Annotated in this window: 25 protein-coding genes; 14 read left to right on the top strand and 11 right to left on the bottom strand. The window is 64.1% G+C overall.

Going from position 1 to position 23,698, the window contains the following annotated elements; all coding sequences use genetic code 11:
• Nucleotides 1–60 precede the first annotated feature (60 nt).
• The 3 genes from ribD to ACI3KQ_RS13485 form a co-directional block, all read right to left on the bottom strand.
• On the bottom strand, nt 61–1,047 hold the full coding sequence (gene ribD / locus ACI3KQ_RS13495; protein ID WP_404958428.1) for a bifunctional diaminohydroxyphosphoribosylaminopyrimidine deaminase/5-amino-6-(5-phosphoribosylamino)uracil reductase RibD: 987 nt from the start codon (nt 1,045–1,047) through the stop codon (nt 61–63).
• 9 nt (nt 1,048–1,056) lie between these two features.
• The gene (locus ACI3KQ_RS13490) at nt 1,057–1,521 is read right to left on the bottom strand and encodes a hypothetical protein (RefSeq protein WP_404958426.1); all 465 of its coding nucleotides are present in this window, start codon (nt 1,519–1,521) and stop codon (nt 1,057–1,059) included.
• A gap of 83 nt (nt 1,522–1,604) precedes the next feature.
• Nucleotides 1,605–2,288, bottom strand: coding sequence for a TonB family protein (locus ACI3KQ_RS13485; RefSeq protein ID WP_404958424.1), 684 nt, complete (start codon nt 2,286–2,288; stop codon nt 1,605–1,607).
• Between the two features lie 149 nt (nt 2,289–2,437).
• Between ACI3KQ_RS13485 and ACI3KQ_RS13480 the strand changes: the two genes are divergently transcribed.
• From ACI3KQ_RS13480 to ssb, 4 genes are all read left to right on the top strand, one after another.
• Nucleotides 2,438–3,103: a COQ9 family protein gene (locus ACI3KQ_RS13480; protein WP_404958422.1), complete on the top strand. Its 666-nt coding sequence runs from the start codon at nt 2,438–2,440 to the stop codon at nt 3,101–3,103.
• Between the two features lie 98 nt (nt 3,104–3,201).
• Nucleotides 3,202–3,459, top strand: a complete 258-nt coding sequence (locus ACI3KQ_RS13475; protein ID WP_404958420.1) for a ferrous iron transport protein A — start codon at nt 3,202–3,204, stop codon at nt 3,457–3,459.
• Entirely contained in the window at nt 3,456–5,309 is a 1,854-nt protein-coding gene (locus tag ACI3KQ_RS13470; RefSeq protein WP_404958418.1) for a ferrous iron transporter B, read from the top strand. Before ACI3KQ_RS13475 ends, ACI3KQ_RS13470 begins: the two co-directional genes overlap by 4 nt.
• Nucleotides 5,310–5,335: 26 nt before the next feature.
• Nucleotides 5,336–5,872: a single-stranded DNA-binding protein gene (gene ssb / locus ACI3KQ_RS13465; RefSeq protein WP_404958416.1), complete on the top strand. Its 537-nt coding sequence runs from the start codon at nt 5,336–5,338 to the stop codon at nt 5,870–5,872.
• 96 nt (nt 5,873–5,968) lie between these two features.
• Here the strand turns inward: ssb and ACI3KQ_RS13460 are convergent, their stop codons facing one another.
• The 3 genes from ACI3KQ_RS13460 to ACI3KQ_RS13450 form a co-directional block, all read right to left on the bottom strand.
• Complete coding sequence (locus tag ACI3KQ_RS13460; protein ID WP_404958414.1) at nt 5,969–6,871, bottom strand: UTP--glucose-1-phosphate uridylyltransferase; 903 nt, start codon at nt 6,869–6,871, stop codon at nt 5,969–5,971.
• Between the two features lie 87 nt (nt 6,872–6,958).
• Nucleotides 6,959–7,387, bottom strand: coding sequence for a hypothetical protein (locus ACI3KQ_RS13455; RefSeq protein WP_404958512.1), 429 nt, complete (start codon nt 7,385–7,387; stop codon nt 6,959–6,961).
• Nucleotides 7,388–7,595: 208 nt separating this feature from the next.
• Entirely contained in the window at nt 7,596–7,769 is a 174-nt protein-coding gene (locus tag ACI3KQ_RS13450) for a DUF1674 domain-containing protein (protein WP_404958413.1), read from the bottom strand.
• A gap of 89 nt (nt 7,770–7,858) precedes the next feature.
• On the opposite strand from ACI3KQ_RS13450, the gene htpX reads away from it, so the two are divergent.
• The 9 genes from htpX (at nt 7,859) to ACI3KQ_RS13405 (ending at nt 18,866) form a co-directional block, all read left to right on the top strand.
• A complete protein-coding gene (gene htpX / locus ACI3KQ_RS13445; protein WP_404958411.1) occupies nt 7,859–8,806 on the top strand; it encodes a zinc metalloprotease HtpX in 948 nt (315 codons plus the stop codon).
• A gap of 42 nt (nt 8,807–8,848) precedes the next feature.
• Nucleotides 8,849–10,135 (top strand): RsmB/NOP family class I SAM-dependent RNA methyltransferase, encoded by a 1,287-nt coding sequence (locus ACI3KQ_RS13440; RefSeq protein ID WP_404958409.1) that lies wholly within the window; start codon nt 8,849–8,851, stop codon nt 10,133–10,135.
• A gap of 43 nt (nt 10,136–10,178) precedes the next feature.
• On the top strand, nt 10,179–10,667 hold the full coding sequence (locus ACI3KQ_RS13435; RefSeq protein WP_404958407.1) for a diguanylate cyclase: 489 nt from the start codon (nt 10,179–10,181) through the stop codon (nt 10,665–10,667).
• A gap of 89 nt (nt 10,668–10,756) precedes the next feature.
• Nucleotides 10,757–11,419, top strand: coding sequence for a ribulose-phosphate 3-epimerase (rpe, locus tag ACI3KQ_RS13430; protein WP_404958405.1), 663 nt, complete (start codon nt 10,757–10,759; stop codon nt 11,417–11,419).
• Nucleotides 11,416–13,185, top strand: a complete 1,770-nt coding sequence (locus ACI3KQ_RS13425; protein WP_404958403.1) for a heparinase II/III family protein — start codon at nt 11,416–11,418, stop codon at nt 13,183–13,185. Before rpe ends, ACI3KQ_RS13425 begins: the two co-directional genes overlap by 4 nt.
• A 214-nt stretch (nt 13,186–13,399) precedes the next feature.
• Nucleotides 13,400–14,989 (top strand): bifunctional phosphoribosylaminoimidazolecarboxamide formyltransferase/IMP cyclohydrolase, encoded by a 1,590-nt coding sequence (purH, locus tag ACI3KQ_RS13420; protein WP_404958401.1) that lies wholly within the window; start codon nt 13,400–13,402, stop codon nt 14,987–14,989.
• 128 nt (nt 14,990–15,117) lie between these two features.
• Nucleotides 15,118–16,644: an NAD(P)/FAD-dependent oxidoreductase gene (locus ACI3KQ_RS13415; protein WP_404958399.1), complete on the top strand. Its 1,527-nt coding sequence runs from the start codon at nt 15,118–15,120 to the stop codon at nt 16,642–16,644.
• A 4-nt stretch (nt 16,645–16,648) separates the two neighbouring features.
• Nucleotides 16,649–17,068: a GtrA family protein gene (locus ACI3KQ_RS13410; protein WP_404958397.1), complete on the top strand. Its 420-nt coding sequence runs from the start codon at nt 16,649–16,651 to the stop codon at nt 17,066–17,068.
• Entirely contained in the window at nt 17,046–18,866 is a 1,821-nt protein-coding gene (locus tag ACI3KQ_RS13405; RefSeq protein ID WP_404958395.1) for a hypothetical protein, read from the top strand. The genes ACI3KQ_RS13410 and ACI3KQ_RS13405 overlap by 23 nt, the downstream gene beginning before the upstream one ends.
• Here ACI3KQ_RS13405 and msrB read toward each other — a convergent pair.
• From msrB to ACI3KQ_RS13390, 3 genes are read right to left on the bottom strand one after another with little or no spacing between them, the layout of a single operon-like run.
• Nucleotides 18,847–19,323, bottom strand: coding sequence for a peptide-methionine (R)-S-oxide reductase MsrB (gene msrB, locus ACI3KQ_RS13400; RefSeq protein ID WP_404958393.1), 477 nt, complete (start codon nt 19,321–19,323; stop codon nt 18,847–18,849). The two genes, ACI3KQ_RS13405 and msrB, sit on opposite strands and share 20 nt — an antisense overlap.
• A 9-nt stretch (nt 19,324–19,332) precedes the next feature.
• Complete coding sequence (locus tag ACI3KQ_RS13395) at nt 19,333–20,529, bottom strand: ABC transporter permease (protein ID WP_404958391.1); 1,197 nt, start codon at nt 20,527–20,529, stop codon at nt 19,333–19,335.
• Nucleotides 20,526–21,491 carry an ABC transporter ATP-binding protein gene (locus ACI3KQ_RS13390; RefSeq protein WP_404958510.1) on the bottom strand — a complete coding sequence of 322 codons (966 nt, stop codon included), beginning with the start codon at nt 21,489–21,491 and terminating at the stop codon, nt 20,526–20,528. Before ACI3KQ_RS13390 ends, ACI3KQ_RS13395 begins: the two co-directional genes overlap by 4 nt.
• Before the next feature lie 34 nt (nt 21,492–21,525).
• On the opposite strand from ACI3KQ_RS13390, the gene queG reads away from it, so the two are divergent.
• Nucleotides 21,526–22,569, top strand: a complete 1,044-nt coding sequence (gene queG, locus ACI3KQ_RS13385) for a tRNA epoxyqueuosine(34) reductase QueG (RefSeq protein ID WP_404958389.1) — start codon at nt 21,526–21,528, stop codon at nt 22,567–22,569.
• A gap of 4 nt (nt 22,570–22,573) precedes the next feature.
• Here queG and ACI3KQ_RS13380 read toward each other — a convergent pair whose 3' ends face one another.
• Nucleotides 22,574–22,945, bottom strand: coding sequence for a hypothetical protein (locus tag ACI3KQ_RS13380; RefSeq protein WP_404958388.1), 372 nt, complete (start codon nt 22,943–22,945; stop codon nt 22,574–22,576).
• On the bottom strand, nt 22,942–23,610 hold the full coding sequence (locus tag ACI3KQ_RS13375) for an EI24 domain-containing protein (protein WP_404958386.1): 669 nt from the start codon (nt 23,608–23,610) through the stop codon (nt 22,942–22,944). Before ACI3KQ_RS13375 ends, ACI3KQ_RS13380 begins: the two co-directional genes overlap by 4 nt.
• Nucleotides 23,611–23,698 lie beyond the last annotated feature (88 nt).

Here is a 23,698-nt window from a genome sequence, read left to right as displayed (position 1 = left end):
AGCGATGCGACAACACAGAATTAGAGCAAGCTGCGCGATTCAGATATCGGGCCGCTTGCTCTAGGCGCTGCGCGACCTTTCGTAAACCTCCAGCCGATCTTCGCCCAGCCGCCGTTCATCGGCAAGGCGCCAGCGGCCATGGGCATGGGCGAGGTCGGCAAGGCCAATGTCTGCCACGCCAGCCCGGCCCCCGCCGATGACAATAGGCGCGCGGTACAGCAGCAGCCGGTCGACCAGATCCGCCCGCAGGAAAGCCGCCGCCGCTTCCGATCCGCCTTCGACCATCAGATGATCGACGCCGGACAGCGCGGCAATGTCTTCCGGTCGGGCAATGCAATCCCAACCTGCAGGCGCGGGAAGGCGGCTGAGCAGCAGACGCCGGGGCGATCGACCCTCAAGACCCGCAAGTCGCACGTCCAGACGGGGGGCGTCCGCCCGCAGGGTGCCGCCGCCCACCAATATCGCGTCATGGCGGGATCGTTCCATATGGGCATGGGCGCGCGCGGCGTCCCCGGTTATCCAGCGGCTGGTCCCGTCGGCAAGGGCAATGCAGCCGTCAAGCGACAGCCCCAGTTTCAGCGTGACCGCGGGCCGACCGAGCGTCTGGCGAAGCACAAAGCCTCGCATGGCCGCCGCAGCCTCCTGCGCCATCAGGCCCATTTCCACTGCGACGCCATGCGCACGCAGATGCGCCGCACCCTGGCCATCGGTGCGGGGGTCTGGATCGCGCAGGGCAATCACGGCGCGGGATATTCCAGCGCGCGCCATCAGGTCGGCGCAGCGCGGTCCGCGCGCGGACAGATGGAAACAGGGTTCCAGCGTCACATAGGCGGTTGCCCCGTTCGCGCGGTCCAGCGCCTGGTCCAGCGCCTGCGCTTCGGCATGGGGCCGTCCGCCCTTTTGAGTCCAGCCGCGCCCGGCGACGATGCCGTCCCTGACGATCAGGCAGCCGACGTTGGGATTGGGCGTGGAAAGGCCGCGACCGCGTTCCGACAGCGTGATGGCGGCCTGCATGAAGCGGCGATCGTCGGCGGCGTCAACGCGCATGGACAAAGATCAGGGTTGTCCCGCCGGGGGCGCGTCTTTTTCCATCGCCTCCGCCTTTGCGAGTCGGGCGTCCAGTTGCCCGTTGATCTGCTTTAGCGCTTCCTTTCGGCGCACGCTGTTACGCGCTTCTTCCGCGCGCCAGTCGATGCCGAAAACATCGGCGACACCCTGCATCTTTCGCTGCTGCCCCTGAAGCGCGGCTTCACGTTTGGCGAGGTCGATTTTCTGCTGCAGGATCACCGCCGCATCAGACCGGTTCGCGTCCCAGCTTTGGACATAGATGATCTTGTTCTGTCTCGGCATGGTGTTGGTGTTGGCATCGACGATAAACGCCCAGACGATGACCCAGGTCATCGCCGCCGAAAGGCCAAGCAGCGGCCATTTATGCGCCCTGTTTTCGAGAAAATAGCTCCACAGGTCGCTGAGCGCGCTTTTGGGGGATACTGGACGGGGGAAAATCGTCATCGCGGACATATAGGATAAGGCGGGGCCGGATGCAAAAGGACGCTTGGCCAGTCACCCTTTTTGCTCCGCCCGCCCCCTTTCAGCGCGGTCCTTTAGCGATCGGCGAGCCGAAAATGGACCGTCAGAATTTTGGCGCCGCCCGTCGGCACCCCGTCGCGAGTCGCCGGGCGGAAGCGCCATTTGCGCAGAGCGTGACGCTGTGTCGCGATCCAGAAGGCGTCATCGGTCGCCGACAGCCGCTCGATCGCGGTGACCCGGCCATCCGGGCCGATCGTGACGCGAACCGTCACTGATCCTTCAAGCCCCTGCCGGACCATCGCGCCCGGATAATCCGGCTGGAAGGTCCGCAGCGCACCGGGGTCGATTCGCGGTTCCACCAATATGGGGTCGCGTGGGTGATCGAGCGGCGGAAGGACGCCAGCGTCGTCGAAAGCCCCGCCGGGGATTCCATCGGAAACCGAATCATCCTTGGTCACGAAAAGGTCAGCCGTCATATCGACGCGAGCGGGCTGGGTTTTCGGACGGAGATCGATGGCGGCTTTGCTGTCCGGCTGCGGTTCGGCCGTTTCAGGCGGCGGCTGATCCAGGGGGATTTGATTGCCGATCAGTATCTGCGGCACATAAGGGGTAAAGGTTTCACGCGGCATTAGAACAAACGCAGCTGCCAGCAGCCCGTGGACGGCGATTGCGCCGCCGATGCCGACAGGGGAACGTTTTGCGCCGCCATATCCCGACTGCACAGGCCCGCCGGTCGCCGACATGGTCATGAAACCCATCGCATCCTCCATCCTTCGCTCTATCCCGCCTCTTTGGGCAGATGCATGATGTTACATCATATCAGATGATATGTTGCAACATTATATTGAGCGCGCGCCCCAGCTGGCTGATGCTTGTGCAGGGGCCAGCGCCGCCCTACCATAGGAAGATGACCCAGACGCCTGAAGATCTGACATTGGACGAAGTACGTGCGCGGATTGCGCCGATCCTGCCTCATCATGCCGCTTTTGACGGCTGGCGGCCTGAGGCGGTGACCATGGCGGCGGCTGAGACGGGAATCGATCCCGACATCGCGCGGCTCGCCTTTCATGAAGGCGCGATGGACATGATCGATGCCTGGTTCGCCAGCGTTGACGTCGGTATGACGGACGCCGTGGCGCCAGAACAGCTTGCCACCCTGTCGATCCGGCGGCGTATCACGTCACTGGTCGAGGCGCGGCTGGCGCTGCTGGCGCGGGACCGGGAAGCGCTGCGCCGGGCGATTGCCATCATGGCGATGCCGCAAAATGCAGTGCGCGCGGGGCGACTGGGCTGGCGCGCTGCCGACGCAATGTGGCGCGCGGCGGGGGGCGATACGACCGATCTGAGCCATTATAGCAAACGTGCGACGCTGGCAGGCGTCTATGCCGCGACGCTGCTGGTCTTCATCGATGACGAGAGCGATCATTATGAAGAAAGCCGTGCCTTTCTGGCCCGCAGGATCGAAGGGGTGATGCGCTTTGAACGGGCAAAGGCGCGCTGGAAGGGCGTGGGCGGCGGCGAACGGTTGAGCCTGGCGCGTTTTATCGGACGGCTGCGCTATCCGGCGGTGTGATCGCGGCTGTGTGATTGGGGGCGGGTCCGTGATTGGGTCTGGCCTTTTCCTATCGGTATTGATAGTCACTCGCAGAAGTTTTGAATGAGTGATTTTTCTTGCGCCTGACCGACCTGCCGTTGCGCCAACCCGCTTATGTGGACGTGATCGATTGGAACGCCATTTCGGCGACCGATGGTCAGCGCCTGCGTGAGTTCGGCCTGATCGAAGGGGCGGATGTCGAAGCGCTTCACCATGGCGGACTGCTGGGTCGCGGTCCGATTGCGTGCAAGATCGGGCGGATGACGATTGCCATGCGCCGCGCCCATGCCGCCGCTATTTCGGTGCGGATCGACGATCGGGACACGCGCGCATGAGCGGATTTCCCCTGGTCGCGCTGGTTGGAAACCCCAATGCCGGCAAGAGCGCGCTGTTCAATGCATTGACCGGGGCGCGGCAAAAGCTGGGCAATTATCCGGGCGTCACGGTCGAGCGCAAATCGGGGCGCCTTTCCCTGTCTGATGGTCGGCCGGTCGAACTGGTCGACCTGCCGGGCACCTACAGCCTTGATCCCACCAGCCCGGACGAACAGGTCACGCGCGACGTCGTGCTGGGCAAGCAAACGGGTGAGCGACTGCCCGATGCGCTGGTGGTCGTCATCGACGCGTCCAACCTGGACAATCATCTGCGTTTCGCGCTGGAACTGCTGTCGCTGGGGCTGCCGACTGTTGTTGCGCTGAACATGGTCGACCTTGCTTCACGCGATGGGCTGGAAATTGACCCGGCGATCCTGTCGCGCGAACTGGGCGTGCCGGTGGTTCCGACCGTCGCGGTGCGCAAGCGGGGCATGGACGACCTGCGCGGACAGATTGAAACCCTGCTGAACGCCGCCCCCGCGCGTGAAAGGGGCGTGCCGGGCGACTTCAACGCCGTGCGGGCAGAGGCCAGGCGTATCGCGAAAAGCGCGGTGATAAGCGAAGCCCCGTCACGGCGGCTGACCGCGGCGGTCGACCGGGTCGCCTTGCACCCCTTTTTCGGGCTGATCCTGCTGCTGGGGCTGTTGTTCGTCATGTTCCAGGCGGTTTATGCCTGGTCCGAAGCACCCATCGCCATGATCGAAGGATTGGCGGGACTGCTGAGCGAGGCGGTCACCGCCACGCTGCCCGACGGTCTGGTGCGATCCTTCCTGGTGGATGGCGTCATCAACGGCGTCGGGTCGGTCATCGTTTTCCTGCCGCAGATCCTGATCCTCTTCTTCTTCATCCTGATGCTGGAAGCGACCGGATATATGGTGCGCGCCGCATTCCTGATGGATGGATTGATGGCGCGGGTGGGCCTGTCGGGCCGAGCGTTCATTCCGCTTTTGTCTTCCTTTGCCTGCGCGGTGCCGGGCATCATGGCCACGCGCACGATTGCCGATCCCAAGGACCGGTTGACCACCATCCTGATCGCGCCGCTGATGACCTGTTCCGCGCGACTGCCGGTCTATGCGGTGATCATCGGCGCCTTCATTCCCGCGCGTGATGTCGGGCTGGGCATCGGGCTGCAGGGCCTGGTGCTGTTCTGCCTGTATGTCGCGGGGATTGTCGGCGCGATGATGGTCGCGCTGGTGCTGCGCATGACGGTTACGAAGGGCGCAAGCGGCAGCTTCCTGATGGAAATGCCCAAATATCAGTGGCCGCGCCTGCGCGACGTGCTGTTGGGCCTGTGGCAGCGGGCCGTCATCTTCCTGAAGCGTGCGGGCACGATCATCTTTGCGTCCACCGTGATCCTGTGGCTGCTGCTGTCCTTTCCGCGCGCGCCTGACGACAGCGGGATAAGCCAGGTTAATCATTCGATCGCCGGGCGCATCGCCAACGGGCTGAACGTCGTGCTGGAGCCGATCGGGTTCAACCGCGATATTTCACTGGCGCTGATCCCCGCCATGGCCGCGCGCGAAGTGGCGGTGTCGGCGCTGGCCACGGTCTACTCCATCGACGCGGGCGATGATGAGGCGAAACTGGAGCAAAGCCTGGGCGACAGGTTGAAGGATAATTGGCCGCTGCCGACCGCACTTGCCTTCCTTGCGTGGTTCGTGTTCGCGCCGCAGTGTATTTCAACCATCGCTGTCACGAAGCGCGAGACCAACGGGTGGCGATGGCCGCTGTTCATGGTGGGCTATCTTTTTGCGCTCGCCTATGCCGCTGCGGGCCTCACCTACTGGACCGCTGTTGCGGCGGGGCTATAAGGACCTCGTAAAGTATCGGAGGAATTATGGCGGGTTCGGTCAACAAGGTTATTCTGGTCGGCAATCTGGGCGCGGACCCGGAGGTGAAGAGCTTCCAGAATGGCGGCAAGGTGTGCAACCTGCGCATCGCTACGTCCGAAAACTGGAAGGATCGCAACTCGGGCGAGCGCAAGGAGCGCACCGAATGGCACAGTGTCGCCATCTTCTCCGAAGGGCTGGCCGGGGTCGCCGAACGATTCCTGCGCAAGGGGTCGAAAGTCTATCTGGAAGGCCAGCTGCGCACCCGCAAATGGCAGGATCAATCGGGCAATGACCGCTATACGACCGAAGTCGTGCTGCAGGGGCCAGGCGCGGTGCTGACCATGCTGGATGGCGCTCCGGGCGGGGGCCAGGGTGGCGGCGGTCGCAGCCAGGGCGGCGGCGACTGGGGCGGCGGATCGAGCAGCTATGGCGGCGGCGATGATGATTTCGGCGGCCCGAACACCGGCGGACGGTCATCGGGCGGGGGAAGCCGTGGCGGATCGACCTTTGACAATGACCTGGATGACGAAGTGCCGTTCTGAATCGGCGACCTGCCCCAAGAAAAAAGCGCTCCCGCCAACAGGCCGGAGCGCTTTTTCGTTTCGGTCGATGCCGATTGGATCAGATGCCGGACCGGCTCAGGCAGCAGCCGCAGCCACTTCACTTAACCCAAGTTCCGCCATGGCGAAGCGGCGGATATGTTCGCCCAGATCTTCACGGTCGAGCGCGAAGGCGAGGTTGGCTTCGATATAGCCCGCCTTGGAACCGCAATCGAACCGACGGCCGTCGAAAGTGACGCCGTGGAAAGGCTGGCGACCGATCATCGACGCCATGCCGTCAGTCAGCTGAATTTCTCCACCCGCGCCCTTTTCCTGCGTTTCCAATATCTTCATCACTTCGGGCTGCAGAATGTAGCGCCCCGGCAGGATGAGGTTGGACGGCGCAGCGCCCGGCGCAGGTTTTTCCACCAGGCCCTTGACCTCCGTCAGCGCGCCATCCCGCGCGCCGGGATCGATCACGCCGTAGCTAGGCGTTTCGGCCATGGGCACTTCCAGAGCGCAGACGAGATTGCCGCCGACCTTGTCATAGGCGTCGACCATCTGCTTGAGGCAGCCGCGACCCGGCGCGCCCTTCATCAGTTCGTCGGGCAGCAGGATGGCGAAGGGTTCATCGCCGACAATGTCGCGGGCGCACCAGATGGCGTGACCAAGGCCTAGCGGTTCCTGCTGGCGCAGAAATACGGCGTTGCCGGGAGCAAGGCGCGTGCCTTCCAGAGCGGACAGGTCCTTGCCCCGCTCACGCTGGGTCGCTTCGGCTTCGAAGGCCATGTCGAAATAGTCTTCGATCGCGCCCTTGCCGCGACCGGTGACGAAAATCATCTGTTCGATGCCCGCCTCGCGCGCTTCATCGACGGCATATTGGATCAGCGGGCGGTCGACGACAGGCAACAATTCCTTGGGCACCGACTTGGTCGCCGGAAGGAAACGGGTGCCAAGCCCTGCAACAGGAAACACGGCTTTGCGAATTGGCTTGTTAGGCATGAGACTCCATTCTCGCTAATCGCGGACGACAGGCTTTGCCATCCGTGGCTCAAAGGTCAAGCGAAGCGAAAGGATTACCCCGCCCGGTCAGACGGCCAGCAGGCGCTGCGCCGTGGTTTCGAGCGATGCGATCTCCGCGTCGAGTTGCTCAAGCGAGACATGCATATAGTTGTTCCGCGCGTCACGACAGGTGAAGCCGCCAGGCGCAGGCTGCTGAAAGCCGCCGACAATGAGAGACCGAAAACGATCGATCCTCTGCATGTTCCGCTCGATATCCGAAATTTCGGTCAAGGCTCCGGCGTTGCGCCGGTCGCGCATCGCCACCATGGTCCGCAATTCGGCCATCAATTTAGCCATGGCCGGGCGCGTCCGGGTGCCGACGGTTCTGACGTCACCCATTGCCTCCCGCATCATGGCGATTTTCGCTTCCAGACTTTGTTCCAACATCGTCCAGGCACAAACCAGACGTCCTACGCCACATAGCAGCGCAGCATCTTCCGGCGCATAGTCAGACACCGCCCTCACCTTGATTTCCGATATGTGGTTCACGATTCCACCCCCGACCCGCTTTTGTTTCTTTGCCCACACAAACACTGCACGCAATGGGTCAGCCAAGGCTAGAGGCGAACCAGAGCGTCGCCCGCATCAACAGCACAGGCCAGCGGCAGACGTGCAAAATCAGCGATGAGTCGATAACTGGCAACCGCGTCAAGGCCGGGTCGAATCAAAAATCGATAGCGATTCCCTTGCGTTCCCAGTCGCCATAGCGGACGGGGCTAAGTTCCTCATCATGGCGTGGCGGCTGATCGACGGGGTCGGGTTCCGGCACGGGCGGGCTTTTGGAAAGGTGCGCAGGGGGCTTCACATGCGCGGGACGCTTGCCGTTGAACATTCCCATGATCCGATGCCTTTCGATTGCGATGCCGCTTGGGCCATCCCATATTCATGCCGCGCCTGCTATCTGGGCCGCGAAGGAGAATGACGCAAGTGAGCGGTTTGAAGACGATGATGCTGTTGTCGGCGCTGACGGCATTGTTCATGGCGCTGGGCTACACGCTGGGCGGCGGCGCGGGTGCGCTGATCGCGGTGCTGGTCGCGACGGGCATGAACCTGTTCACATTCTGGAACGCGGACAAGATTGTCCTGTCCATGCACGACGCGCGTGAGGTGGATGCAGGCAGCGCACCGGAATTTTATGGACTGGTGCGCGATCTTGCACAGCGGGCGGGCCTGCCCATGCCGCGCGTCTATCTGATCGACCAACCGCATCCCAATGCATTCGCCACCGGGCGCGATCCGAATCATGCGGCCGTGGCGGCGACCACGGGGCTGTTGTCGATGCTGACCCGCGATGAAGTGGCCGGAGTGATGGCGCATGAACTGGCCCATGTCAGGAACCGCGACACGTTGATCATGACGATGGTGGCGACCATTGCAGGCGCGATCGCCATGCTTGCCAATTTCGGCCTCTTATTTCGCGGGGGCGGCAATGAAAATGGGCATGGCAATCTGGTGGCGGGCCTGTTGGCCGTCATCGTCGCGCCCTTTGCCGCGATGATCGTACAGATGGCGATCAGCCGCACCCGCGAATATGCCGCCGATGCGGGCGGCGCGCAGATCAGCGGCAACCCGCGCGCGCTGGCGTCCGCGCTGGCAAAGATTTCAGGCAAGGCTGCGACGATCCCCAACCCGGTGGCACAGCGTAATCCGGCAGCCGCGCAGCTTTACATCGTGCCGTCCCATGTCAGCGAATTATTTTCCACCCATCCCGCCACGGAAAAGCGCATCGCGGCCCTGCACGAAATGGGCGGCGGCATATTCGATGGGGGCATGACGGTTCCCGCAGCGGCAACCCCGCGCGCCTCCGCGCTTTCACCGGTCGCGGCCCCGCGCCGAAATCGCGCCAGCGCGCTTGATCCGCTGCGCCGCGACTGACCAGCCTTTGCGCAGGCCGATGAAATGGCCTAGGCGCGGCGGATGGCTCGTTCTACCCGTCCCGATGATGTCCCCGGCCTGGCTACGCGCCGCGCCGCCCTGCGATTGCTCGACGCCGTGTTGCGCCGGGGCGATCCGCTGGAAAACGCCCTTCACGGTGCGGCGCAGGGGTTAAGCCAGCCCGACCGCGCGATGGTCCACGCCATTGCCGCCGAAACACTGCGTCACCTGCCTGACCTAGATACGCTGATCGACGGCGCGACGCGCCAGCGCCTGCCTGACGATGCGAAGGCGCGCATGGTGCTACGCATCGCCCTTATCCAGGTGCTGGCATTGGGGACCGCCCCGCATGCCGCTATCGCGACGGCTCTGCCGCTGGTCGATGGTGGCCCCCGCAAGCTGGTTCACGGCGTTTTTGGCACCATCACCCGTGCCACCCCCACCCTTCCCGTTCCGCCGACCCTGCCGTCAGAGGTCGTCGCTCGCTGGACCCCATTGTGGGGCGACGCGATGCCGATTGCAGCCGCACAAGTCTATGCCGACCGACCGCCCGTCGATGTCAGCATCCGCGATCCAGGCCAAACCGGCATGTGGGCGGAACGACTGGGGGGCGAAAGCCTTGCGCCCGGCCATGTGCGCCTGCCCGGCCATGGCGCGGTGACCGATTTGCCGGGCTTTGACGAAGGCGCCTGGTGGGTGCAGGACCTGGCCGCATCCTGCCCTGCGCGACTGCTGGGCGCGGGTGACGGACGCGGGGTGCTGGACCTGTGTGCGGCTCCAGGTGGCAAGACGATGCAGCTGGCGGCTGCGGGCTGGGACGTGACGGCGGTCGACCAATCGAAGAAGCGACTGGAGCGGCTGAGCAGCAATCTGGCGCGCACCAACCTGTCCGCCACCATTGTCCAGGCCGACCTGCGCCAGTGGGAGCCATCCGCGCCGGTCGACGCTATCCTGCTGGATGCGCCATGCAGCGCCACCGGCATCTACCGCCGCCACCCCGACGTGCTGCATCGCATCGGCGCGCGCCAGATCGCCGAACTGGCGGAATTGCAGACGGAACTGCTGGACAGGGCCGCGCAATGGCTGAAGCCGGGCGGGACGATAATCTATGCTACCTGCTCGCTGGAAAAAGCGGAAGGGGAGGATCAGATCGGCAGCTTCCTGCGCGCCCATTCCGATTTCCGGCTGGCGCCCCCGGTGCAAGCCGAATTGCCAGAAGGCATCGAGCCGTCCGCGGAAGGATGGTTGCGCACCTTACCTGTCACGCTGGCTGACAAGGGAGGGACGGACGGCTTTTTCATCGCCCGGCTTGCGCGCGACGCGGGTTAGGCGGTAAATGGATAAGTCGGCCTGACCGCCAGAAAGGCTCAGTTTGCGCGCAACCGAACCCCTCCCCCTTTATCATAGCTGGCCGCTGTACGACCTGCACGTCCATCTGTCGCCGGTCACGCTCGACAATCGTTCGGCAAAGAGCGACCAGGCGCTGGCGGAACGTGGGATCGGCCTGTGGCACTGCGATCTGAGGGATGATCGGCTAAGCTGGACCAGCGGCGTCTATGATCTGTTCGGGCTGGACCGGGATATGACGGTGCCGCGCCCTTTGGCGGTGTCACTCTACGCCCCCGATTCCCGCGAAGCGATGGAACAGTTGCGCAGCTACGCCATCTGCTACCGTCGCGGTTTTACGCTGGACGTGGACATTCGCCCGCTGAACGGTGGCGACGAACGCACGATGCGGCTTGTCGCCGCGCCGGTCCTTCACGACGACCGGGTGGTGGCGCTGCATGGGATAAAACAGCTTTTGCCACAGGGATCGGCGTTTTTGGAGCGCCGGGAGCCCACAATTTTCAGCCGATCCTGAGCGCGCGGGATGTCCCCGTGCGGAAGCTGTGGATAAGCTGGAAATGGAGCGTTGCCCTAGGCCCATGGCGTCGTTAGAGCGGGCTGTTGATGACCAGCCCAATCCTGATTTCACCATCCATTCTGTCCGCAGACTTCGCCCGCCTGGGTGAAGAGGTTCGCGCCATTGACGAAGCGGGCGCTGACTGGATCCACATCGACGTGATGGACGGCCATTTCGTGCCCAATATCACCATCGGTCCCGGCGTCGTGAAGGCATTGCGCCCGCACACGAAAAAGCCGTTCGACGTGCATCTGATGATCTCTCCGGTGGATCAATATCTCAACGCCTTTGCCGAAGCGGGCGCGGACATATTGACCGTCCACCCGGAGGCCGGACCGCACATCCACCGGTCGGTCCAGCATATCAAGTCGCTGGGGGTGAAGGCCGGAGTCGTTCTGAATCCCGGCACGCCTGCCAAGATGCTCGACTATCTGATCGATGACGTCGACCTGATCCTGGTGATGAGCGTCAATCCGGGCTTTGGCGGACAAAGTTTCATCGAAAATCAGCTGCGCAAGATCGAAGCGATCCGCAAGATGATCGACAAGAGCGGCCGCGACATCCGATTGCAGGTCGATGGCGGCATCGATTTCGTCACCGCGCCGCGCGCGATCGCGGCGGGTGCGGACGTGCTGGTCGCGGGCACCGCCACCTTCCGGGGTGGTCCGGCTGCCTATGCCGATAATATCAGGAAGCTGAAGGGCGGGTGAGCGATCGCAGGCGCACCCCTGCCCCATCGGTGCCGGACCTGGCCGGAGACGGTCAGGAGGATGACGGGATCGAACAGGGCAAGCGGCTCATTCGCATCGCGGATGACAAGGGACTGTCGCTGGCCCAGCGGATCGCCAACCGTTTTTACCTGATGAGCTGGAAGACGCCCATTCACGGGCGGCGGCTGAAGGGCAAATATCCGCTGAAGCTGTTGGCGGTTCCCGACGATGAAATGCCCGGAGACCACCGGGCCGGTCAGGCGATCCGCGCGGGATATTTCCTGTTCCGTGGAACGCGGCAGCCTGTCGATACGGTCGATTTCGAACGACTGTCGCTGACCCCCGCCTTTGCCGATTATCTGCACAGCTTCGCCTGGCTGCGTGACCTGGCCAGTGCGGGGACGCGGGAACAGGGCGCTTCGATTGCCGAAGGGGTGATGCGCAAATGGCTTGCGGTGCATTCCGACACGCCCAGCGAACCGGCCTGGCGCGCGGACAATGCCGGATGGCGGCTGCTGTTCTGGTCGGCGCACGCTCCGTTGATCCTGTCGTCGAGCGACCTTGTCTATCGGTCCCTGGTGCTGAACTGCATCGCCCGCACCGCCCGCCATCTGGATCGCGGCGCGGACAAGGCCCCTGTCGGCTTGCCGCGGCTGGTCGCCTGGGGCGGGATCGTCGGCGTGTCGATGCTGTTGCCGGGCGGGGCGGCGCGCAAGATTTTTGGCGAAGCGGGCCTGAAGCGCGCGATCGACAGCGCTTTTCATGGCGACGGCGGCATCATCTCCCGCTCGCCGCTCGACCAGTTCAAGGCGGCCATGCTGTTGTCGATGGTGCGGTCGATTTATGATGTGCGGCGCGAACAGATACCGCCATTCCTGAACGAAGCGCTGGCGCGCGCCGTTCCGGCCTTGCTGGGCCTGACCCATGGCGACGGGGGCCTTGGCAGCTGGCAGGGCGCGGCGGCGATCGATCCGGCGGCAATGGAGGCGATCGTTCGCGCCAGCCGCGTGCGGGCGCGACCGCTGCGACAGGCGAACGACTGGGGCTATCAGCGCTTGGTCGCGGGCGCGACGATCGTCCAGGTCGACGCCGCGCCGCCGCCCGTCGCGCGGCTGGCGGCGGCGGGCTGCGCATCGACGGGCGCCATCGAGATCAGCGACGGGCCGCAACGGCTGATCGTCAATTGCGGCGGCGCGGCGCTGGGCGGGGCATGGATGCCCGCCGACCTGGCGCAGGGACTGCGCACCACCGCCGCGCATAGCACGATGGTGCTGAACGACAGCAATTCGACCGCGCTGCTGCCTGACGGGACTTTAGGACGCGGCGTGACCGAGGTGGAGCTGCACCGGCAGGAAACGGACAATGGCAGCCGGATCGAAATCAGCCATGACGGCTATGTCCGGCGCATGGGCTATGTCCACCGCCGCCTGCTGCTGTTGAGCGGGGATGGCAAGGAAATCCGTGGCGAGGACCTGCTGACGCCCGCAGTCAAGCGCCGCAAGCCGGTGAAACTGCCCGTCCAGCTGCGTTTTCACCTGGCGCCCGGCGTCGAGCCGACCTCCACCGCCGATGGCATGGGGGCATTGTTGCGCATCGATGATGGGGCAATGTGGCAGTTTCGCGCGAACGGGGGCAAGCTGGCGGTCGAAGACAGCCTGTGGACCGATCATGAAGGCCGACCGCATCCGACCCGGCAGCTGGTCATCACGGGCGAAGCGCTGCCGGGTGGTTCCACCATAGGCTGGCTGTTCAAGAAGGTCGGTTGAAGCGTGACCGTGCGCCTGCTGCGAAGGCAGGAGGCCAGTTCCAAGCCCAGACTGGGCTCCTGCCTTCGCAGGAGCACGTGGCACCGGGGGGGGGGCGATCAGGTTACATCGCCTTACGCAGCGCTACATGCCCCCTATCGCTTGCCGCAGCGGCCAAGCGGCACTAGAGGGCGGCGCAAGCCCGAAACGGCCACCGAACAGCAGGATTCTCGCCATGACCGACGTCACCATCAAACGCGCCCTCCTTTCCGTTTCAGACAAGTCCGGCCTGGTCGAACTGGGACAGGCGCTTGGCAAGCATGGCGTCGAACTGGTTTCCACCGGCGGCACGGCCAAGGCGCTGCGGGAGGCGGGGCTGGAGGTCAAGGATATTTCCGACCTGACCGGCTTCCCCGAAATGATGGATGGCCGGGTCAAGACGCTGCATCCAAAGGTGCATGGCGGCCTGCTCGCCGTCCGCGACAATCCCGGTCATGTCGCGTCGATGCAGGATCATGACATTGGCGCAATCGACCTGGTGGTGGTCAACCTCTATCCCTTCGCCGCTACCGTCGCCAAAGGCTCGGACCGCGAGGAGATTATCGAGAATATCGATATTGGCGGCCCTTCCATGGTCCGGTCGGCGGCCAAGAATCATGAAAGCGTCGCGATTGTCACCGATCCAGCCGACTATGCCCGCCTGATCGCGGAAATGCAGGAAAAGGGCGGCGCGACCAGCTATGATTTCCGCCGGATGCTGGCGGCCAAGGCCTATGCCGCCACCGCCGCCTATGATTCGATGATCGCCAGCTGGTTTGCCTTTGCCGATCAGGGGACCGAGCTTCCCGAAACGCTGGCGGTGGCGAGCAAGCTGGGCGCAACCCTGCGCTATGGCGAAAATCCACATCAATCCGCTGCGCTGTATCTGCCCGTCAGCGGGGGGGCGAACGGTATCGCCCAGGCCCGGCAAATCCAAGGCAAGGAACTGTCCTACAATAATTATAATGACGCCGACGCCGCGCTGGAACTGGTCAGCGAGTTTCGCGATGGGCCGCCGACCGTGGTGATCGTGAAGCACGCCAATCCCTGCGGCGTCGCCACCGGCAATACGCTGATCGAAGCCTATGGGGCCGCCCTTGCCTGTGACAGCGTATCGGCTTTTGGCGGTATCATCGCCGTCAATCGCCCCCTCGACGGGCCTACCGCCGAAGCGATCAGCGGCATTTTCACCGAAGTCGTCGCCGCTCCCGACGCGGACGACGATGCCAAGGCCATTTTCGCGAAGAAAAAGAACCTGCGCCTGCTGCTGACCGGCGACCTGCCCGATCCGACCCGCAACGGGCTTCAGATCAAGAGCATTGCCGGTGGCCTGCTGGTGCAGGGCCGCGACAATGGCCGGATCAGCCGCGACCAGTTGAAGGTCGTTACCAAGCGCGCGCCGACCGAACAGGAACTCACCGACTGCCTGTTCGCCTGGACCGTCGCCAAACATGTTAAGTCCAACGCAATCGTCTACGCCAAGGACAACAGCACCGCCGGTATTGGCGCTGGCCAGATGAACCGGTTGGAATCCGCCCGCATCGCGGCATGGAAGGCCAAGGACGCCGCGGACAAGGCAGGCTGGGACAAGGCGCGCACGATCGGGTCGGCGGTGGCGTCCGATGCCTTCTTCCCCTTTGCCGACGGGCTGCTGACGGCGGTCGAGGCAGGCGCTACGGCAGTGATCCAGCCGGGCGGTTCGATCCGCGACGATGAAGTGATCGCGGCTGCGGATGAAGCCGGTCTGGCGATGGTGTTCACGGGCATGCGTCACTTCCGCCACTGATCGGCGGAGATGACGGCAGAAAGGGGTGCAGCCTGCACGGCGGCCCCGTCTGCCTAACGCGGCGTTAACCAATCCTTAGATGATTTCCTTCACTCGGCATGGTAGATGGATTTTATCGGGGGGCTTGAATGCCGGGTATCGATCAGAATGTGGACGTCGCCATCATCGGCGCGGGTCCTGCCGGCCTTACCGCAGCCTATCTGCTGACGAAAAAAGGCTATTCGGTCGCGGTCATCGAAAAGGACCCCATTTATGTCGGCGGCATCAGCCGGACGGTCGAGCTGAACGGTTTCCGCTTCGACATTGGCGGTCACCGCTTCTTTTCGAAGTCGAAAGAGGTGGTCGACCTCTGGAATGAAATATTGCCCAACGATTTCATCCAGCGCCCGCGGATGAGCCGCATCTATTATGAGGGCAAATTCTACAGCTATCCCCTGCGCGCGTTCGAAGCCCTGCTGAATCTGGGCTTTTGGCGGTCGGCCCTGTGCATGGCGAGTTTCGCCAAGGCAAAGCTGTTCCCCAACCGCACCATCCGGTCTTTCCAGGATTGGACGGTGAACGCATTTGGCCACAAGCTTTTTTCGATTTTCTTTAAGACCTATACCGAAAAAGTATGGGGCATGCCCTGCGACGAAATGTCGGCGGACTGGGCGGCGCAGCGCATCAAGGGGCTGTCGCTATGGGGCGCGGTCAAGGATGGGCTGAAACGCTCGCTGGGCCTCAACAAGCGTCCCAATGACGGGATGGAGACCAAGACGCTGCTGGAAAGCTTTCGCTATCCGCGCCTTGGCCCCGGCATGATGTGGGAAGCCGCGCGCGATTTCGTGGTGGCGGGCGGCAACCAGGTGCTGATGGCGCACGGCCTGCAACGGCTGGCGCGTAATGACGCGTCGGACCAGTGGCAGATGGTGGCCAATGGGCCAGATGGCGACATATTGCTGACGTCGACCCATGTGATCAGTTCCGCGCCGATGCGCGAACTGGCCGGTCGCATCCATCCGCTGCCCGCAACGCTGGGCAACGCAATGGAGCTTAAATATCGCGACTTTCTGACCGTCGCGCTGATGATCCGGTCGGAGGACCTGTTTCCCGACAACTGGATCTACATCCATGACAGCAAGGTTCAGGTCGGCCGCATCCAGAATTTCCGCAGTTGGTCGCCGGAAATGGTGCCCGACCCGACGCTGGCCTGCGTGGGGCTGGAATATTTCTGTTTTGAGGGCGATGGCCTTTGGTCCTCGAGCGACGCCGATCTGGTCGAATTGGCCAAGAAGGAAATGGCATTGCTGGGCCTGTGCGATCCCGCCGATGTCGTAGGCGGCGCAGTGGTTCGGCAGGAAAAGGCCTATCCGGTCTATGACGATGATTATGCCGCCAACGTCCTGGCGATGCGCAGTGAATTGCAGCGGCTTTACCCGACACTGCACCTGGTCGGTCGCAATGGCATGCATCGTTACAATAATCAGGATCATGCCATGATGACGGCGATGCTGACCGTCCGCAACATCGAGGCTGGCGAGACGATCTACGACATCTGGGCCGTGAACGAAGACGCCGAATATCATGAAGCTGGCGAAGAAGGTCAGGATGCCGCCGGAGAACAGGCAGCCCTGTCCAGCCTGCGCAGCGTGCCGGGCCGCCTGAGGGCAGCCTGACGTCATGGGAGCACGCACGTCTGCAGTGGCGTCAATGACGGCGGGCGTGATCGCTCGTTTCACCTTCACCCGCTATCTGGTGGCCAGCGTCATCGCCCTGTGCGGCGACATGCTGCTGTTCCTGGGCCTGCTGAAGGCGGATGTGACGCCAGCGGCAGCGGGCTTTGCCGGCTATGCCGGGGGGCTGCTGCTGCACTGGATGATCAGCATCCGTTTCGTGTTCACGCCGTCCGATCGCGCCACCCATGGACAGCGTCTGGGTTTTGTAGCCAGCGCGATCATCGGGCTGGCGATCACCACCGGGTTGATCAGCGGCCTCAGCGCAACCGGGCTGGCCCCTGCGCTGGCAAAGCTGATCGCCGTGCCCGTCAGTTTCCTGGCTGTTTATGCGATCCGAAAATATGGCGTCTTTTCCGCTGCCTGACCAAAATCATGCCATTCCCGCAAAGAGCGGCCCGAACTTCACGCCCGGCATGTGGTGGGCGATGTTGGGCTGGCTGTTATGCTGCGCCGTCCTGCTGTGGCTGTCGCGCCATGAGCTCGCTTCGCTGACCTTTCGCGATCCTGACGATTCGATGCGGTTGCAGCAGGTGCGCGACTGGGTGGCGGGGCAGGGGTTTTTCGATGTCAGCCAGCATCGCGTTTTCCCGCCACAGGGCGGCCCGATGCACTGGTCACGAATCGTCGATGCCCCGATCGCGGCGCTGATCCTGATATTGCGCCCCTTGCTGGGGACCGCCCTGGCTGAAACCGTGGCATGCGCGGCGATACCCCTGCTGTTGCTGGGTGCGCTTACCGCTGCGCTGTTTGCCGCAGTCCGTAGGGTTGCCGGGCCGTCGATCGGTTTGCTGGCGGCCGCCCTGCTGCTGATCACCCCAACCATATTGGTGCAGTTCGGACCGTTGCGGATCGATCACCATGGGTGGCAGATCGTGATGGCGACAATCGCGCTAGGCGGCGCGCTGGATTATCGCGCTGCGCGGGGCGGCATCATCGCCGGCATCGCCATGGCCATATGGTTGCAGATTTCGAGCGAAGGCCTGCCCTATGCCGCCCTGTTCGCCGCGATATTCGCGCTGTGGCAGTGGCGCGACCGGGGGCAGACGCCCCGCTTCATCGCTTACGCCGTAACGCTGGGGGGCGCTGCGCTGCCGCTGCTGGCGCTGCTGCGCGGCCCTGCGGCGCTGGTGCAGCAGCAATGCGATTCGCTGTCGGCTGCCTATCTCTGGCCGCTCGTCGCCTTCGCCATCGCTACGCCGATCCTGTTCCGGGTGCTGCCCAAATCCGCCAGTGGGCGCTTCGCGGCAGCAGCAGCGGGCGCAGCGGCGGCAACGGCTATTTTCGCCTTTACCGGTGGCCCCTGCCTTACGGGCGATCCCTTCAAAGCGCTCGGCCCGCTGGCCTATAAGCTATGGTATCTGCATGTGATGGAGGGGCGGCCCATATGGGAGCAGGCGATTTCGATGGTCGGCCTGATCCTGTTACCGCCGCTGGCGGGCCTGGTCGGAACGATCGCTGCGGGCCGTGCCGCCAAGGATCAGGGTGAAAGAGATCGCTGGATCGTGATCGCGTTGCTGCTGATCGGATCGACCGGTGTCGCCGTGATGGTGATGCGCGCCATGTCGGTCGCGCATATCATGGCCCTGCCGGGCACTGCCTGGCTAATCGCACAGCTTTTCCGCCGAGCGCAAAGCCACAGCAGCGCAATCGTGCGGGTGCTGGGGTCGGCGGCGGTCGCGGTGCTCACGCCGACGGCCCTGTGCGCCCTGTGGGTGGCCATCACGCCGGAGAAGAAAGGCAACGACAGCCCGCCTGCTCAAGCGGCCGACTGCCGTGCCGGGGCGACCATCGCACCCTTGCGGCAGTTGCCTGCATCGACATTGTTCGCGCCGCTGGACATGGGGCCGGACATATTGATCCGCACGGCGCATAATGTGACCGGCACTGCCCATCATCGCAACGCCGCCGGAATTACCGCTGTAGTCGAAGGCTTCACCGCAACGCCGGATCGCGCGCATGCCATTCTTGCCCGGCTGAACGGCGGGCGAGGCCCCGGCTATGTGATTGCGTGCAAGGCTTTGAACGAATTTGAACATTATGCGCGGGATCATCGCCACAGCCTGGCCGCCGCGCTGGCCCGTGGTGCGCCGCCGTCCTGGCTGCATCAACTGCCAGCGCCGGAGCCGCTGCGCATCTACAAGGTCATGCCGGTGCGAAACTGAGCGCCGCGCCATTCATGCAATAGCGCTTGCCCGTCGGGCGGGGGCCGTCGTCGAACACATGACCCAGATGACCGCCGCAACGCGCGCAATGGACCTCTGTCCGTGGATAGCCCAGCTTGAAATCGCGTGACGTGCCCACGGCTTTGGGGAGGGGCGCCCAGAAGCTGGGCCACCCGGTGCCGCTGTCGAATTTGGTGGCGGAACGGAACAGCCGCTGTCCGCAGCCCGCGCAGGAGAAGATGCCGTCGCGATGCTCCTTGTCCAAAGGGCTGGTGAAGGGGCGTTCGGTCGCATGTTTGCGCAACACATTATAGGCGAGCGGGCTAAGCCGTTTGCGCCATTCAGCGTCGCTCAGGGAAAAGGGATAGGAGGCCGCCGCGTTCCCCGCCCCCGACCGCCACAGGGTGATCGCCGCGACGCCATAAAGGCCGCCGTTCAGAAGTTGCCGCCGGTTCATCATCCTGATCTAAGCCGCTGGGGCTGAGCGCCGCCTGAACAGGCCACGACGGGACCCTCCACCAGATTTCAACACATGGCGGCGGAACAGCCACACCCCCAGGCGGATGATCAGCGCCACCCAAACGGCCTGCCATATTATCGCCACCAGATGGGGCCAGATCGCCGCATCCTGCGCCGCCCGCGCGATCATTACGAAGGGCGAGGAAAAGGGAAATACCGCCGCAGCGATTTCAGACGGCGACCCCATATGGTCGACGGCATAGGTCGCGAAGAAGAATATCACCATCTGCGCCATGGTCACCGGCATGTTCAGCGTCTGCACTTCGCGCACGGTCGCCGCCTGCGCGCCGATCCCCAGGAACAGCGAACCAAGCAGCGTATAGGCAGTGGAAAAATATACGACCCCCAACAGCAGGAAGACGGGCCAGCCCACAGCGGGGGTCGGCGGCATCATGTTCGGCCCGGCAAATGCCATCAGCGCGACGAATACGCCCGATCCCCAAAAGCAGATGCCGACAAAGCTCATCGCCAGCATCGCCATCAGCTTGCCAAGGAAAACGGCATCGATCGGCACGGCGGCGGCGAGGATTTCGATGATCTTGTTGGTTTTTTCCTCGACCAGATTGGACAGGACCATGCCCGCCAGCAACATGGTGAGCAGGAATATCAATATCTGCGCCGCCCGCCCGGTGAGGAGGCGGGATTGCGCATCCGCCCCGGCGCTGGCGGCAACGGGCCGTTTTTCGACCCGGACGTGGGGAAGCTGCTCCCCCGCCAGCGCGACGCTGGCGATCAGGCCGATGTCGCCTTCCAGCCAGGCGAGGTCGCTCGCCTTGCCGGTCAGCACCGGACGTTCGATCGTGCCTGAAACCACGGCGATAAAGCGGGCGTCCCGCTGCGCCAGCAAAGCGCCAGGATCGCCAGCGGGGGCGCGGCGCAAACGGGGAAGATTGTCGTCGCCCAGTCGGTCGGCCAGCAGGCCGCGCGCCTTTTCCAGACGCACGGCATCGGCGGCGGGCATGGCCACCCCGACCGTCGGGCGAAGGCCCTCTGTCGTGATCTTTTCCCCCAAACCGCCAAAGGCCATGCCGATGACGACGGGAAATAGTGGCCCCAGCAGGAACAGGATGAAGGTTTTCGACAGGATGACCGCCGAAAAATCGCGGCGGGCGATGACCAGCGCTGCGCGAAGAATCTCGGTCATGGCGCCACCTCCTCCGCCTTGCCGTCGTCCATCTCGCGAGCGGCGGCGGCTCCGGCGATGGATACGAAGGCATCGTGCAGGCCGGGCCGTTCGATCGACAGGCTTTCAATACCCGCCTGCCCGTCGAGCAGGGCATGCAGCAGCGGTTCTATGCCCTCGTCCGGCAGGTCGAAATGCCAGGCTCCGTCATGCGCCAGGGCTTCGGACGGAAGAGCGCGGCGCCACGCGCCGTCGCTTGCCCGCGTGCGCAGCCGCACTTGCGGACGCAACTGGTCGCGCGCATCGGCGACCGATCCTTCGAACCGGATGCGCCCGCCAGCCACAATCGCGATCCGTTCGCACAATCGTTCGGCATGCGCGATGACATGGGTCGAAAACAGCACGGTGACGCCGCGTCGCGCCTGTTCGCGGATCAGCGCCTCCAGCTTGCCCTGGTTGATGGCGTCGAGACCGGAAAAGGGTTCGTCCAGCACGATAAGGCGCGGTTCGTGCACGATGGTGCCGAACAGCTGGACGGTTTGGGCCATGCCCTTGGACAATTGCCTGATCGGCTTGTCGATCGAAGCACCCATGCCATGATCCGTCAGCAAGGCGCGGGCGCGTTCCCGCCCGACCTTCAAAGGCAGGCCGCGCAGCGCGCCCATGAAGGCGATCGCTTCGGCCGCCTTCATGGAAGGATAGAGGCCGCGTTCTTCCGGCAGGTAACCGATGGCGCGCGCCTGACGGAGCGGGATTGGATCGCCCAGCAACGTCCGGCGACCTTCGTCCGGGTCGATGATGCCCAGCAGGGTGCGCAATAACGTCGTCTTGCCCGCGCCATTGGGGCCAAGAACGCCGTATATGGATCCAGCGGGCACCGCTATGTCGATGCCATCGACCGCGCGGAAATCGCCGAATGCCTTGACAAGACCGTGGCCTTCGACAGCATAGGTGAGGGACGGAGCCGGGGTGTCGCCGATCATCCGATCCTGATAGTCGCACGCCATGCCAACGCAAATGGAAACCTTGGAACAACGCCTGAAAGCGCAAGCGCGGCAGCTGGGCTTTGCGGCCTGCGCCATCGCGCGCGCCGACGCCGCGCCGCAAGCCGGGCAAAGGTTGCGCGAATGGCTGGATGCAGGGCGGCATGGCGACATGCTGTGGATGGAGGATCGGGCCGAACAACGCGCATCGCCTGCCGGATTATGGCCCGACGTGCGCAGCGTCATCATGCTGGGGATGAGCTATGCGCCTGGCCGCGACCCGCTGGCGCTGGCCGACATGGGCGATCGGGGGCGTATTTCCGTCTATGCGCAGGGTCGCGACTATCATGACGTCGTCAAAAAAGGGCTGAAGGCGCTGGCCCGCTGGCTGGTGGAACAACAGAGCGGCGCGCTCAAGGTCTTCGTCGATACAGCGCCGGTGATGGAAAAGCCGCTGGCGCAGGCGGCGGGCCTTGGCTGGCAGGGCAAGCACAGCAATCTGGTCAGCCGCGCCCATGGCAGCTGGCTGTTCCTGGGCGCGATCTATAGCGAGATCGCGCTGCAACCGGACGAGGCAGAAGGGGATCATTGCGGCAGTTGTTCCGCCTGCCAGACCGCATGTCCGACGGACGCCTTCCCAGCGCCCTATATCGTCGATGCGCGCCGGTGCATTTCCTATCTGACCATCGAACATAAGGGGCCGATCCCGGTCGAATTGCGCAGCGGAATCGGGAACCGCATCTATGGTTGCGATGACTGTCTGGCCGTCTGCCCGTGGAACAAGTTCGCCGACACTGCCGCCGCGAACAAGGCATTTGTTGGCCGCGCCGAACTGGCGGCTCCGGCATTGGCAGACCTGCTGACCCTGGACGATGCCGCATTTCGCGAGATTTTTTCAGGCTCCCCGATCAAGCGGATCGGACGCGACCGCATGGTGCGCAATGCCGCCATCGCCGCAGGAAACAGCCAGGACAAGGCGTTGTTGAACCAGCTCCAGCCGCTGACGAACGATGCCGATCCGGTCGTAGCCGAAGCAGCGGCCTGGGCGATCGACCGGCTGGCCGCCATCCTGCCCTGAAGGGTCAGCGCTTTTGCAGCGCGGCGGCGCAACCAGCGGGGTCGACATCCGCCCCGACCGGGGTTCGCGCATCGACATGGGTGACGACCGGCTCCCTGCCTCGCGCCGGGGCGTAGAGATAGGCGTCTAGCACGCAACGACCGTTGGCAAACTGCAACTTGCGCATCGCACTTTCCCGGATATCAAGACGCGGCGTTCCCAACATCTGCGTCAGACGGCGCGCGTCCATGCCCATCAACGGCCCCGACTTGGCGAAAGCGCTGGCGGGCGGGCCTGCGGGTGAAGGACGAGCGGGTCCGGGCGGGACGAGTCCTCCGCTACAGGCGGCAAGCGATAACGAGATGGTGGCGGCCAGGGCGAGCCGGGCGAGAGTCATGCGGCTTTCCTTCTGACGCCGTGCAGCATGTGCACCGCCATAGCCGCACTCCAGATCGGCGCAAGCAGGTTGACCAGTGGAATGAGGAAGAGAAGCGCCGAAACGAGGCCCATGAGCCACCGGCTGACGGACGGAATGGGTGGCAGATCGGGATGGCGCGGCTCTACCATGTCGGCCAGATCGCGGCCCAGCAGATAGGCGTTGAGCAGCAGGAACAATCCCACCGTGCCGACGCCCGTCGCAAGCAGGACGATATAGGCCGGGAGTGCAAGCAGGTTCCAGCCGATCGTCCGGGCAACTGACATGAGGGCGAAGCGCAGACTGCGCGCGAAGCCCACCGGCCTGGCCGTGGCAGCGGCGGTCGGGTAGCTTTCCCGCTCCACCGTCACGACAATATCATCTGCGAAAAAGCCCATGACCGCCATGGCGGCGGTGCGGAACAACAGCCAGCCAAGCGCGACCGCCCCCAGCGCCGTCGCCGCTGCCTCTGCCAGACCGCCGCCACCCCAACCGAAATAGACGCGGACCGCGTGCACCGCGCTCCACAATCCCAGCGCCGCCATGGCGAACAGCATCAGCGTGATCAGCAGGGTCTTGCCAAGCAGGCGTAGGGCGGCGCGATGAAAGATCGTCCGGAAGGCGCGCAATGCGGCAATGATAACCATGGCCGACCTATCCCGCTTCGTCGCGACCGCGTCAATCAGCGCCGTTGCGCGGGGCTGCGCCTCTCGATAGAGACTGCGGCCAAATCAT

It is taken from the genome of Sphingobium sp. ZW T5_29 (genome assembly GCF_044987515.1).
In the GTDB taxonomy this organism is placed as follows: domain Bacteria; phylum Pseudomonadota; class Alphaproteobacteria; order Sphingomonadales; family Sphingomonadaceae; genus Sphingobium.
This window is presented reverse-complemented; position numbering and strand designations above follow the sequence as displayed.